General features: G+C 33.9%; 12 protein-coding genes. 3 read left to right on the forward strand and 9 right to left on the reverse strand.

The genetic code is table 11. From position 1 onward, the window contains the following. Positions 1-134: 134 nt before the first annotated feature. Positions 135-1,265 (reverse strand): DNA polymerase III subunit beta, encoded by a 1,131-nt coding sequence (gene dnaN, locus J7E44_RS16585; protein ID WP_089026989.1) that lies wholly within the window; start codon positions 1,263-1,265, stop codon positions 135-137. 199 nt (positions 1,266-1,464) lie between these two features. Between dnaN and J7E44_RS16590 the strand changes: the two genes are divergently transcribed. The 3 genes from J7E44_RS16590 (at position 1,465) to J7E44_RS16600 (ending at position 3,002) form a co-directional block, all read left to right on the forward strand. Next, positions 1,465-1,821 (forward strand): diacylglycerol kinase family protein, encoded by a 357-nt coding sequence (locus J7E44_RS16590; RefSeq protein WP_214831526.1) that lies wholly within the window; start codon positions 1,465-1,467, stop codon positions 1,819-1,821. Positions 1,822-2,082: 261 nt separating this feature from the next. Continuing rightward, positions 2,083-2,454 carry a hypothetical protein gene (locus tag J7E44_RS16595; RefSeq protein ID WP_214831527.1) on the forward strand — a complete coding sequence of 124 codons (372 nt, stop codon included), beginning with the start codon at positions 2,083-2,085 and terminating at the stop codon, positions 2,452-2,454. A gap of 5 nt (positions 2,455-2,459) precedes the next feature. Continuing rightward, positions 2,460-3,002 (forward strand): hypothetical protein, encoded by a 543-nt coding sequence (locus J7E44_RS16600; RefSeq protein ID WP_214831528.1) that lies wholly within the window; start codon positions 2,460-2,462, stop codon positions 3,000-3,002. A gap of 57 nt (positions 3,003-3,059) precedes the next feature. On the opposite strand, the gene J7E44_RS16605 is transcribed toward J7E44_RS16600, so the two are convergent. The 8 genes from J7E44_RS16605 to J7E44_RS16640 form a co-directional block, all read right to left on the reverse strand. After that, positions 3,060-3,392, reverse strand: coding sequence for a gamma-glutamylcyclotransferase family protein (locus tag J7E44_RS16605; protein WP_214831529.1), 333 nt, complete (start codon positions 3,390-3,392; stop codon positions 3,060-3,062). Beyond that, entirely contained in the window at positions 3,392-4,018 is a 627-nt protein-coding gene (locus J7E44_RS16610; RefSeq protein ID WP_214831530.1) for an SGNH/GDSL hydrolase family protein, read from the reverse strand. The genes J7E44_RS16605 and J7E44_RS16610 overlap by 1 nt, the downstream gene beginning before the upstream one ends. Next, complete coding sequence (locus J7E44_RS16615) at positions 4,018-4,446, reverse strand: barstar family protein (RefSeq protein WP_214831531.1); 429 nt, start codon at positions 4,444-4,446, stop codon at positions 4,018-4,020. Before J7E44_RS16615 ends, J7E44_RS16610 begins: the two co-directional genes overlap by 1 nt. Next, entirely contained in the window at positions 4,424-8,119 is a 3,696-nt protein-coding gene (locus J7E44_RS16620; protein ID WP_214831532.1) for a phosphoribosylformylglycinamidine synthase, read from the reverse strand. The genes J7E44_RS16615 and J7E44_RS16620 overlap by 23 nt, the downstream gene beginning before the upstream one ends. 76 nt (positions 8,120-8,195) lie before the next feature. Continuing rightward, the gene (locus J7E44_RS16625; protein WP_214831533.1) at positions 8,196-9,620 is read right to left on the reverse strand and encodes a serine hydrolase; all 1,425 of its coding nucleotides are present in this window, start codon (positions 9,618-9,620) and stop codon (positions 8,196-8,198) included. Further along, a complete protein-coding gene (locus J7E44_RS16630) occupies positions 9,617-10,579 on the reverse strand; it encodes a WG repeat-containing protein (RefSeq protein WP_251040611.1) in 963 nt (320 codons plus the stop codon). Before J7E44_RS16630 ends, J7E44_RS16625 begins: the two co-directional genes overlap by 4 nt. Before the next feature lie 55 nt (positions 10,580-10,634). Then, entirely contained in the window at positions 10,635-12,062 is a 1,428-nt protein-coding gene (gene purB, locus J7E44_RS16635) for an adenylosuccinate lyase (RefSeq protein WP_179472973.1), read from the reverse strand. Positions 12,063-12,233: 171 nt separating this feature from the next. Beyond that, on the reverse strand, positions 12,234-13,979 hold the full coding sequence (locus J7E44_RS16640) for a CocE/NonD family hydrolase (RefSeq protein ID WP_214831535.1): 1,746 nt from the start codon (positions 13,977-13,979) through the stop codon (positions 12,234-12,236). Positions 13,980-14,033 lie beyond the last annotated feature (54 nt).

A 14,033-nucleotide genomic window follows, 5' to 3' on the forward strand; every position in this document is an offset into this window, starting at 1 on the left:
TACTTCAAATTTTGCGTTTACAAAGGTCGTGTTTTTTTAAGAAATAACGAAATTTTTAACTTCTCAACTCAATGTAAAAACAAAAAAAGAGGTCTTGAAAATTCAAAACCTCTGTTATTTCATTTAACTTAATTTTACAACCCAATTACTGGCATTGATAACATTAAGATATTTTCGTTTTCTTCAAGACCATCCAGAGGTTCAATAATTCCGGGTCTATTTGGTTGAGACATTTTCATGGTGATATCATCAGAACCAAGAATCGTTAACATTTCAGTTAAGAACTTCGAGCTAAATCCGATGTTGATATCTTCACCATTGTAATCACAAGGAATCTGCATATCAGCCTTGTTTGCATATTCTGTATCTTCTGCGTGAAGGTGAAGAATGTTTGCAGACAATTTAAATCTAACCTGATTAGTTGATTTATTGGACATAATTGATGCTCTTTTGATCGCACCTAATAATAGGTTTCTGTTGATCGTTAATACATTCGGGTTTTCTTTTGGAATTACCGCTGTATAGTTAGGATATTTTCCATCGATCAATCTACAGATCCAGATATGTTTGCCAAAAGTAAATTTAGCCATGTTCTCATTGAAATCGATGGTAACATCTTCATTCGAACTTGCTAAAATATTTTTGAAAATATTTAAAGGTTTTTTAGGCATGATGAATTCCATTGGTTCAGCATTCATCAGATCCATTCTTTTGTAAACAACCAATCTGTGAGAATCTGTAGAAACAAAATTTGTTTCATTTTCTCCAAACTGGAAAAGAACTCCCGTCATTACAGGACGAAGAGAATCGTTACTAGTTGCAAAAAGCGTATTGGTAAGTGCTTCAGATAAAACTCCTGCAGACATTGTCACACTTTGAGAAGCATCAAATTCCGGTAATTCAGGATAGTCATCTGCATTATCCAATGCTACCGCAAAATTATCTTTCTCATCCAAAATCTCCAGTTGGCTGCCTGTTCCTTCCGCATTATCTTTTACAGACAATGTTAAAGGTTGTTCACCATACGTTTTGATAAAATCTTGAAAAATTTTAGCAGGAACAGCAAATTTACCCGAATCATCAGACTTCACTTCCAAAGAAGTTACAAGAGTTGTTTCGCCATCAGATGCTGTAATGGTAACTTGAGTTTCGTTTAACTCGATAAGATAGTTTTCTAAAATCGGTCTCGATTGAGAACTTGATATTACGCCACTTACAGTTTGCAAAGCCTTCTGCAGTTCCCCACTTGAAATAATAAATTTCATAGATTTAAAAATAAATTTTTACAAATATAATAAATAGAAAATAGATTAAAAAATATAATTCTGAGAGTTATTAACAACGAGTAAAAGATTTTTAAAACTACTTCCGGTACATTTTTTTGATAGCAAAACTATCATAAAGGACTAAAGATAGGCATTTTCTTTAAGCAATTAATTATATTTGTACATAATCTTATTTATCATGCGTAAACCACCTATTCATAAAAGTTTCCAGAATGCTTTTCGAGGTGTTTTTTTGATGATAAAAACAGAAAGAAATTTCCAAATCGAGTGTGTTGCTCTTCTGGTTAACCTCATTCTTATCTTTTATTTTCAGCTTTCCGGCATTGATGCGACTCTAATTCTTATTGTTTCTTTCGGGGTTTTAATTGCTGAAATTTTCAATACAGCCATCGAAAGAATCTGTGACATTATTCAACCTGAATTTGACAAGAGAATAGGTTTTATTAAGGATATTTCTGCGGGAGCTGTTATCCTGATGAGTATTGTTTCGGTTATTGTTGGGATTTTGGTTTACTGGAAATATATTTTCAGCTAAGATTTTCATTTTGATTTCTTGCAGATTATGCAGATCAGGCAGATTTTTGCACCTTAGTAAAACGCACCTGTCATTAAGAACCTAGTACAATAGAGTGACAAATATTTGATCGTTTTCATAAGAATATCTTCTATTCCTTTATCGTTATCTATTGATTTTATACTTATGAAATACACAACACAACACTCAGCACACTGACTTTTTATCACTAGATAATGATATAAATTAATATATTTGTTTCAAACTAATTATATCATTAATATGAAAATCAAACTGTTTTATGCTATCATCATAGCATCATTGGTTTCTTGTGCTACAGAAACCTCGGTACCTAATCCAATTGAAATCACAAAAAGTAAAGAAATTTTAGATTTTGAAAAATCTATCAAGAGTCTTTCGAACCCCGAAAACCGTGAGACTCCTGAAGAAATAAGAAATAAAAAATCACTTGAACTTAATGACAGACGCAAGAATATTCTTATTCCATCAGCCTTGGAGTTAATAAAATCTACTGGTCCGAACGAAAAAGAAATCGCCAACACAACAAAAGGAGATCGGGACAAAATTTTAACCTGGGCTGTAAAGATCTACAATGAAAAATTAAGCAAAATCAAACAAAATTCTAAAAACTAATAAACATGAAAAAGATATCTATTATTCTTGGATTGAGTTCAGGCCTAGCCATCTTTGCTCAAAACAATCCAATTGATGGTACTGAAAATATACATATATTTAATGACAAAGCAAATCATACATTAGAATTACATTATACATTATTCACAGTCAATCCAACTACATGTGGTGGTGGTTTTCAAGCGCAGGGTCCAAGTATCATTTTACCTCCCGGAGGTTTAACAGATTACAAAACTTTTGAATCATCAACTACAGCTGCAGCACACCCCTATCCAATAGATAATTGGTTTAATGGAAACATAATACCTGCCGCTTCCATTACGCCAGCTATGGCATATAATGAACGATGGGCTTATATGAAGTTTCAGCTGAGAGATCCACAGAATCCTGGTAACATTCCACTTTTAAGCGGATCTGTTGGATATTATCAAAACTGTACAGGAGCACAGCCACACATAAGTGATTCAGGAACACTAAATGGTGTTACTTATTCATTTTTTGCTGAAGCTTTTACAGTTGGGACCGATTTATGGATCAATGTTCAATAAATCTAAAAAAAGCCTGTTAAATTTAACAGGCTTTTTTATAATATATTCTAACAATAACTATTTTCCCACGTAAATAAATCCCCTCTTTCCTGATTTGAAAGTGGTTTCTATTCTTTTATAATCATCCACCTCATATTCATCAGCCTTAAGAATTTCTTCCTCTGTCACTTCGAAAAGTACTCCTTCCACTTCATCTTCAGGGATCCCTGAAAATTTTAAAATCGGATGGTACTTCTCATTGCTTTTTCTTAACACTTCCGGATCAGTAATTTCCAGCATTTTAAGCGTATAATTTGTCAGAATATCTTTTTCACCTTTCAGTAATCTTCCGAATGTTTCGATCTGAACCTGTTCTTTCTGTAAGGTTCCATAAGAGAATAAGTAGGGCATTACAAATATTTTTCGATGATTGGTATAGCAATTTCGGCCATTATTCCATAGCCTTTTTCGTTGGGATGAACTCCATCCTGAGAAAGCAAAATCTCTTTATCTTCCAAAAATGCGGTATAAAAATCGATATAGATAAACGTGTTTTCAATAGCAATATCCTGAAGGATTGTATTGTATATCAATACCTCAGCATTGGTTCTGAGCTTTCCTGAAGCTACTACAACTCCATCTACATTTTTAGAAAATGGTAAGATACTTACCAGATAGATATCATTTGTAAATTGTTTTGCATGCTGGATAGCCTTTTCAATATTAACTTTAAACTGCTCAGGACGTACCATTTGTTTTCCTTCTTTTATGGCCAGATCATTGGCTCCGTAAGCCAGAAAGACAATATTTCCTTCTGAAGAATTCCTGGCTTTTAATTCATGTGGAATCCTTTTTATCAATCCTTCCGTTGTTTCGCCACCAATTCCTAAATTATAAATAATAACTTCATTACTTCCTTCATGAAATTTCTGTAATGCATACCTTTTCAGAATATCCACCCAGCCTCCAAATACACCATCATATTCTCCGTAAGTGATACTGTCTCCGAAGAACAGTCCATATATCATTTTCTTCATTATTGTTTTACGTCATCTAAAATGAGTTCAATATTTTTATGTGATTCAATAATTTCTAGTAGAATATCAAACAACGTTTGCCCTTTTCCTGAAATCAATTCATGTAATTGTTGTTGAATCATTTCAACATTAAAAGGTTTTCCTTGTTTGATTTTTCTTTCATAAAATTCACGGGTAGCTTTTAATCCTAAATCATTTTTTGACTTTTCAGATTTCATCCAAGTTAATTCAACCTCATCATTGTTTTCAAAAATTCCGAAACCTCCATAAAGGATATCATCAAAACCATCCAGTGTGCCCACTTTCCAATCTACATTTTTCATTAAAACCCTGGAAGCTTCTTCATAGAATTCTGATAGATTAGAAAAATGATCGCCATTAATGGCGATCATTTTCTTATGAGTTTTATTTGAAGTATTCGACTCCATTTTTAAAGATATTATGGTAATTCGCAGTTGGAATATTTTTCATTAGCCCTTCTGCAAAACGCTCAGGGTGTCCCATTCTACCAAATATTTTTCCACACGGACTGGTAATTCCTTCAATTCCGAATAGCGAATTATTTGGATTGAATGGCATTCCATGGGCAATATTCCCTTCAAAATCTATATATTGAGTTGCAATCTGACCATTCTTATATAGCTTTTCAATCTCTGCTTCAGAAGCCATAAAACGGCCTTCACCATGAGAAATCGGAATTGTAAAAGTCTGAGCTTTCATTCCTTTCAACCACGGACTTTCATCATTTATCACTTTTACAGTAACCATTTGAGAAATATGTCTTCTTATTGCGTTATGGGCGAGTGTTGGAGAATTTTCATCGAGATCTTTAATTTGTCCGTAAGGCAACAGTCCTGATTTGATCAATGCCTGGAAACCATTACAGATTCCAACGATCATCCCGTCCCTATCTAATAGATCGTGAACAGCATTTTTCATCTTTTCATTCTTCAGAACATTCACGATAAATTTAGCAGATCCATCCGGTTCATCTCCTGCTGAGAATCCACCTGAGAATGCTAAGATCTGAGATTGTTTAATTTCTTCCACCCATGCATCGATACTTTCATCAAGCAATTGGTGATTGATATTTATTAATGGTAAACTGTTGACAACAGCACCTTCTTTGTGGAATGCATTTAGTGTTTCATACTCACAATTCGTTCCCGGGAACAAAGGAGCAAAAACTCTAGGTTGAGCAATTCCATGTTTTTTAATGATAATATTTCTTGGAGTTGTTGAATTTAATTTCTCATCCAGTTCAACCGTGATCTTTTCTTTTTCAACCGTTGGAAAAAGATTTTCGAAAGTTTTGGTATGTGCAGATTCGAGTTCCGAGATTTTAGATTCAAGATTATTTATTTTCAAAGTCCCAGAATCTTTTACTTCTCCAATCAACTGAAGACCCGTTGAACTTAATTCTTCTTTTGCTTCAATGATCAGGCTGCCTATATTTTTAGCTAATAAAGTATTATCTTCAACATTGATCTCAGCCCCAAGTCTGTTTCCAAAACTCATTTTTGCTATTGCTACAGCGACCCCACCATCTTTAACAGTCTTTACGGAAACAATTTTTCCAGCTTTAATATTTTCAAAAATGAAATCATAAACTGCTTTTAAACTGTTATAATCCGGAAGGCCATTTTCCTGAGCAATATGGTTATAGAAATACAGTTTATTTCCGGCTGCTTTAAATTCCGGAGAAATGACATTTTTCTTTTGTCCATCAGCACAAGCAAAAGAGATCAGTGTTGGCGGAACATTCAGATCCTGATATGTTCCACTCATAGAATCTTTACCTCCGATTGCAGCTAATCCAAGATTAATTTGAGCATCATAAGCTCCTAAAAGAGATGCCAAAGGTTTACCCCATTTTTCAGGGGTCTGTCCTAATTTTTCAAAGTATTCCTGGAAACTTAATCTTATATTCTTATAATCACCACCCATGGCAACGATCTTAGCTACACTTTCTACTACGGCATACGATGCTCCAAGTAATGAATTTTGTTTTGAAATTTCAGCATCAAATCCCCAACTTGCCAAAGAAACAGTTTCTATATTTTTTGCTCCCAGGATAGGCAGTGTCTGAGCACTTCCTTCCATCAGGGTCTGCTGATATTTACCTCCAACCGGCATAGCAACTGTTGTTGCACCAATGGAACCATCAAACATCTCTAACAATCCTTTTTGAGAAGCTACATTTTTATCACTTAAGATCTTTAAAAAGGCTTCTTCTGAGAAAGCTTTGTCATCAAGCTTTACCTCTTCAAGATGAGTAATTTTTACCTCCTGACTTTTAGCACATCCATTGGTATCTAAAAATGCTCTTGAAAGATCAACGATCTTATCTCCTTTCCAGAACATCTGCATTCTTCCTGAATCTGTAACTTTCGCTACTTCTACAGCTACGATATTTTCAGCCTCACAGTATTTGATGAATTGTTCTTTATCTCTTGGATCAACAACCACCGCCATTCTTTCCTGAGATTCAGAAATAGCAAGCTCTGTTCCGTTAAGTCCTTCATATTTTAATGGTAATACATCTAAGTTTACCTCTAAAGAGTCTGCAATTTCTCCAATCGCTACAGAAACACCTCCAGCACCAAAGTCATTTGATTTTTTAATCAATCTGGTAACTTCAGGATTTCTGAACAATCTCTGAATTTTACGTTCTTCAACAGCATTTCCTTTTTGAACTTCAGTGGACATGGTATGAATACTGTTTTCATCCTGTACTTTTGAACTTCCACTCGCTCCTCCTACTCCATCTCTTCCTGTTGCTCCTCCTAAGATGATCACAGAATCCCCATCAGCCGGCTTTTCACGTCTTACCCAATCTACGGGAACAGCTCCGGTAACGAAACCAACTTCCATTCTCTTTGCTTTATACCCTTCATCATAAATTTCAGAGACCATGGTAGTTGCTAAACCAATCTGGTTTCCATAAGATGAATATCCGTTTGCAGCTTGTTTTGTAATCGTTTTCTGAGGTAATTTTCCAGGTAGAGTCTGATCCACTGATTCTAAAACATCAGCAGCACCCGTTAATCTCATTGCCTGAAAAACAAAAGATCTTCCAGATAACGGATCTCTGATCGCTCCACCTAAACAAGTCGAAGCCCCACCAAAAGGTTCAATTTCTGTCGGGTGATTATGAGTTTCGTTTTTAAATAATAAATACCAAGGTTCTTTTTTACCATCGTATTCGGCTTCAATCTGAATAGTACAAGCATTGATCTCATCAGAAACAACTAAGTTGTCCAGATTACCTGTTTTATGGAAATATCTACCACAAACTGTTGCCAGATCCATTAAAGAGATCGGCTTTAATTCACGACCCAAGAATTTTCTTTTTTCAATATAGTCATTGAAAATAGTTTCCAATGTATGTTTAAATTGTCCTTCAAACTGAATGTCTGACAATTCTGTTTCAAATGTTGTATGACGACAATGATCACTCCAATAGGTATCTAAAACTTTAAGCTCAGTTTCCGTTGGATCCCTTTCTTCAGTTTTAAAATATTCCTGAATAAATTTCAAATCATCCAATCCTAATGCAAATCCGTGTTGATTATAGAAATCCTCTAACTCAGCGTCATTGAAGTTGATGAAATTTTCGTGAATTAAAACTTTCGTTGGAACTTCATCTGCAGGAATGTCTAAAACCGCTAAGTCTTTTACCTGAGACTCTACCTTATTGATAAGCAAATCTTTTATTTTTGAAAGATCAGCTTCTGAAATACCTTCAAATTCGATCAATTTTCCACTTCTCACTTTAGACTTTTCATTTTCAGTCAGCAAAGCAATACACTGTTGTGCAGAATCAGCACGTTGATCATACTGGCCAGGTAAAAACTCCATGGCAAAATAGATCATCTCTGCGGGATTCTCCGTGTGTAAAATATCAGTAACAGGGTCTACGAAAGTGCTGTTAACCACTTTTTCGAACTCACCATCATTCAAATTAAAAATATCATATACATTGTATACTTTTACGTTTTTGACTGACGGAACAACCGCTTTTACTTCATCAAAAATTTTTGGACTTTCAACATCGAAAATTCCTCTTTTTTCTACGAAAATTCTTTTGTTATTAGACATTAGATGTCAGATTTTAAATATTAGATTTATTACTTTCTTTTTATCTTTTAGAACCAAATGCATGATTCTTTATATTTTACAGCTTCAATAGCAGATTATTGTATTTTGATCCATCTGTATTGGAAGCGTTTTTTGGGGTTGCAAGCCACCCATTATTATTGATTACAAATTTAAAAGAATAAGGTTTCCCTTTTTCAAAATTTGATTTGGGAATTTCTAGTTCAAAACGGTTATTTTCTCTTTTCAGTAGCTGATAATTTTTACTTTCAGGTTTCCAATCGTTGAAAGATCCTACTACAGAAACTGTATTAACCAGTTTTATATCTAAATTTTTTGGATGGATATAAGTAAAAACTATATGATCTCCTTTTATTTCATAGCCATAAATTTCTTTTTTACCCGATGGAATAGTTAGATCTTCTACTAAACTATAAGCTGCATTCTGAAGATCTGGAAAAGTCTCCATACCACTGACATTTACGGTCATACAGATTCCTAAATTAAGTTCAGGGTATATAGCAAACCAAGTCTGATATCCAAAAGAACCACCATGTTTACGCCCATTTTTCCCTTTATCTGTTACCCCAAAATCATCCCAAAAATATCCAAACCAGTTTTCTTTACTGTCACTGATATTTCTTTGAGATTCCTGAGCAATTTTGTTTCCTGAATCAAGTTCATACTTTAAAAACTTCACCATATCTCCCATTGTAGATTTGGTTTTGGAACCTCCAGAGCCCCATAAAAGACTTTTAGATTCCGGCATCAATCGACCACTGGTATGATAACCATTCGCTAAAACCTCATTTTTCCCTAGTTCAAGCTTGGTGTGATCCATTCCTGATTTTGAAAAAATATTTTCTTTAAGCAATGTCTCATAGTTTTTTCCGTAGATGTTTTCTAATATCAATCCTGTAAGTTCGAGACTCAAATTACTATACTTATAACGACTTCCAGGAAGAGTGTCCAGCTTTACTTTTCCTAGATCCTGCTTAAACTGATCTTTTGAATAGCTTTCGCCCAGTTTATTATATAAAAAAGGAGTTTCATTTGTCATATTCTTCCTTAGTTCAGTATCATCAGGCAAATTACGAGGCAACGCTGTTTTGTAGGAAATAAGATCTTTAATTGTAATAGCTCTTCCATTATATTCTAAATTCGGGTAAGGTGCTTTCAGATATTTACGAATATCATCATCAAGATTAATTTTGTTTTCCAAAACTGCCTGTGCCAGCAACTGTCCCGTAAAAAGCTTAGTAACAGAAGCTATTTCAAAATAGGTATTATCATCTGCTTTGTTTCCTTTTCCTTTATCTATTTCTCCAAAATGTTTTGTATAAACTTTACCATCTTTCACTATTCCAAAAGATACTGAGTAAGCTCCCGATTTTTCCTTTAACTTTTTTGCATTGGCATCTATAATAGAATACACTTCTTTCTGGTTTTGTGAAAAACTTTTCACAGACAGAAGAATCAATAAAAAAACCGAAAGTCCTTTCATGGGTTATTGTTATTTATAAATTTATTCGGATTATCCGGATGTTCCTTTTGATATTCTTCTGCCTCTTTCATTTCTTTCTTTAACCATTTATCAAAAGGGAGTTTCTCCACATCATAGTCAAGTGCATAAAACTGTTTACCATCTTCTGAAATGATGAATTTAAACCGGAAATCGGTTTCCATTTTTCGGTAATCATAACTTTCAACTTTAAAGAACGGAAAATTTTCTTTTGGCCTCTCCGTGATCTCAAAGAATAACTTCTTCTCATCATTGGATAATTTATTATAAAGGTTCACATAATAGATACTAGAGAGCATCTTATTTTGTTTTTTGAAAAATTGAAGAATATTCCTCTCCTTTTCATTGTATTCAAAAGGATAGGGATAAAATACTCCATTCACTTCCACATCATTTTCAGATAATTTAGTTCTGGATTGAACAATTTCTCCTTTAAAGTTCATCACTCCCCATGTTCCGCCAACAATTGCTTTATGCTCATCTTCAGTTTTCTCCCAGTCACAGCCGTCACAAAATGCAGCATATCCATAATTAAAAGGAGAAACGAAATCATGTTTTGCTTCAATAATGGCTTTACCATTTCTATCTGCAAAACCAACTTTCCCATTTTTTACAAACCTTCTTACACCTTCAGCGAAATAATCAGCTCCGTTATCATAAAAGAAAGGTCTGTATAGAAAGTTTCCTTTTTTATCATAGACATATCCCCATGCATTCTTCTCTCTAGCTTCACCTTCTTTAGGACCATCAAAATAAATGGTTTCCTCTTTTACCTGTTCACCATCTTCAAGAATAGAAAACACCTTAAATTGCGCAGGAATTATAATTTTCCCGTTCTGATCTTTTACTCCAACTAAAGAATCTTTCGATTTAAAATACGTTAAGACATCCTTTTTTTGCGAAAAGGAAATTATAGGTAATAATAAAAGTAAAAAAGGCATTTTACTCATTCTTTGGATGAAATAAAAAATGCAGCCGAAAAGACTGCATATGGTGTTATACTTTTAGATCAGCTTCCAGTCCTATCAGGTCTTTGTTTTGATCGAGAATTGGTTGAACTTCATTATTAATGAACTCTTCCGTTTGAATCGGTGCAAAGCCAATGAAATTTTTAGGATCTAAAACTTCTTTTAATTTCGATTTATCAAGTTTTAAAGAATCATCATTTAAGATTCTTTCAATAAGGTCATTTTCTTTTCCTTCTTCTTTTACTTTTTTAGAAGCTTCCATAGAATGAACTCTAATTACCTCGTGGATCTCCTGACGGTCTCCACCTGCTTTTACTTCTTCCATGATGATATATTCAGTTGCCATGAAAGGTAGTTCTTCTTCGATATGCTTGTTGATTCTGTTTGGATATACTACAATTCCATTCATGATGTTGTTCCAGATCAATAGGATGGCGTCAACGGCTAAGAAAGCCTGAGGAATCGTTAATCTTTTGTTTGCAGAGTCATCCAAGGTTCTTTCAAACCATTGTGTAGAAGCTACCATTGCAGAACTTGTCGTTAAAGACATCACATATTTTGCCAATGCTCCGATTCTTTCACTTCTCATTGGGTTACGTTTGTAAGCCATTGCAGATGAACCGATTTGATTTTTTTCAAATGGCTCTTCAACTTCCTTAAGGTTTTGAAGTAAACGTAAATCGTTACTGAATTTATGTGCTGACTGGGCAATGTTTGACAATAACGCCACCACTTTTGCATCAATCTTTCTATCGTAAGTCTGTCCTGAAACTCCAAAAACTTTATCGAAACCGAATCTTTTTGAAAGTTCTTTATCTAAATGTTTTACCTTAGAATAATCTCCGTTGAAAAGCTCCAGGAAACTTGCTGCAGTTCCTGTAGTTCCTTTTACTCCTCTGAAACGCAATGTTTCCAGGAAGAAATCAAGTTCTTCTATATCAAGAACCAAACTCTGTAACCAAAGTGTTGCTCTTTTTCCTACCGTTGTTAGCTGAGCCGGCTGGAAGTGAGTGAATCCTAAAGTAGGAAGATCTTTATATTGAATTGAAAAATCAGCAAGATTTTTCATTACGTTAACAAGCTTTTTCTTTAAGATCAAAAGCCCGTCACGGATTTGAATTAAGTCTGTATTATCACCTACAAAAGCTGAAGTAGCTCCTAAATGTATAATTCCTTTTGCTGAAGGTGCCACATCACCATATGTGTGAACGTGAGCCATTACATCATGACGGAATTTTTTCTCATACTCGGCTGCTTTTTCATAATCGATATTTTCAGCATTAGCTTTCAACTCTGCGATTTGCTCATCAGAAATTTCAAGGCCAAGATCTTTTTCGATTTCAGCAAGAGCGATCCAAAGTTGTCTCCAAGTACGGAATTTATTATTATGTGAGAAATTAAATAACATTTCTTCGCTGGAGTAGCGCTCTTCCAATGGATTTTTGTAGGAATTCATTCTTTCTTATTACTTTTTAGATGTACAAAAATACGGATTTTCGTTGAGAGAGAAAAATTGTAACCATGGTTTTAAGCATTGATTAAAGTCAAAGGTTTATATGTTATTATTAAATAAGGGAAAGTCTTTTCCTATCAATTGAAAAACCCAATGAATTATCTGTTAAATTACTTATTCATTTAAAACCGGAATTTTCACATAACTGTCATTATACCATTTAATGACCAAAGGTATTGAAGCATCCTTTATCGTTTCAGTACTTACTTCTTTTCCAGTTCCATAATTAAGTTGAGAAAATGGATTTTTATTTACGTTGATGGTCACAACAATTCTGCTGCCTTTTTGAATCTGTTTGCTAATAAAATGTGTATTGCTAAATTGTATTGACGTTTTTTCCTCGGGCTTAATTAAATTCCTTTTTGTAATATCTTTTGCATAACTGGCCCTACCTATATAATACGACAGATGAAAATATTTACCTTCAGGGGTTAATTCATATAACGTTATTCCCAAATCCACATCTTTTTTATTAATAGCAATATTTAAAGCTCCTAAAAAAGAACCATTGATGATCATTGACTTTTTTAGGGGATCACTCATAAAGACAAATCCATTACTTTTATTAATTTCATCTTTTTCGATAGGATCTGGATAGTATTCATCATTAGTAGTATTTTCACGATCTGCATAATTTACAGTCTGAGATAAGTATGTATTTTTGTCAGACAATTTGGGATCGAGAAAATAACAATCATTCCGTTTTTGTCCTGAAAGATAAAATTGCAATATCTCATTATGCATACTTTCAAAAGAAGGTGCACTTCGCCATTCATTTGCTCCCATAACTTCATAATTGATCTTATTTTTGAGAATTTGAGGTTTTTTCCCTTTTTTCAAAATAAAATCAAACCATTCATATGTAATCTTCTTGATATCGACCAGAGATAGGCTGTCAACTTTATATCCGTTTACTATTTTTTCGCCGCCAGCTTGCGTTCCGTAATGACTGTACGGGCCAATTATTAAATAAGATGAGTTTCTTGGATTGTATTTATCCAATTCTTTGAGATAATAAAGACTTGAATTTTGCGAATCATTATAATAGCCGTCAAAAGCAAGAACAGGAATATTAATTTTCTTAAAATCTTCTTTGTAGGGTGCCATTTTTTGCCAGTAGACATCAAATTCCGGGTGTGAGATCCATCGTTGAAATGATCGGTTTGGCTGTCCATCAATACTGTCCATTTTATTATAAGCAACACCTGTTTCCCACCATTTAAACATCATTTTTCTAAAACGTTGTCTGTCATTACCTACTTCGTTATCCAGATATTTGTTATTTCCAACATAAAAAGCCCACTCATAGTTAGGATTTATGAAAATATTGTTTTCCATAGGAAGCCCCATTCCGGGTCTGTTTGCAACATAGGGAACAATAGTTTTAAGAGCCGGATGCAGTGTTTTACAAGCAGCCCATTGGGTAAAACCATTGTAACTTCCACCATACATTCCTATACTTCCATTATTCCATTTTTGTTTACTTATCCAATCAATTACATCATATGTATCATTGGCATCAAACTCATATGGATAAATTTCACTTGTACTGAATCTTTTTCCGCGAGTATAAGCAATAACACCAATATAGCCTTTATCCGCAGCATCTTTCAAGCTTTGAAGATCTCCTCCTTTATCACGGACATATATTGTAAATTGAAAAATAACCGGAAGGGGCTGCGAAACTTCTTTTTTCTTTACTATCATTGCGGAAATTTCCGCTCCATCCCGTGTTTTTATCATCACGCTATCCTGAATATCATAAAGACTTTCTTTATCTTTTATACGGGTTTCTTTTGTTTGCTGACTATAAAATATTCCAGATATACATAAGAAAAGAAAGAGCAGATATTTTAACATTTAAATTTTATTTGGAGGTTATTAAGTTAGATCTCTGTTTATGAAAACAATTGA

This window comes from Chryseobacterium sp. ISL-6 (assembly GCF_018613715.1).
Classification (GTDB): Bacteria; Bacteroidota; Bacteroidia; order Flavobacteriales; family Weeksellaceae; genus Chryseobacterium; species Chryseobacterium paludis.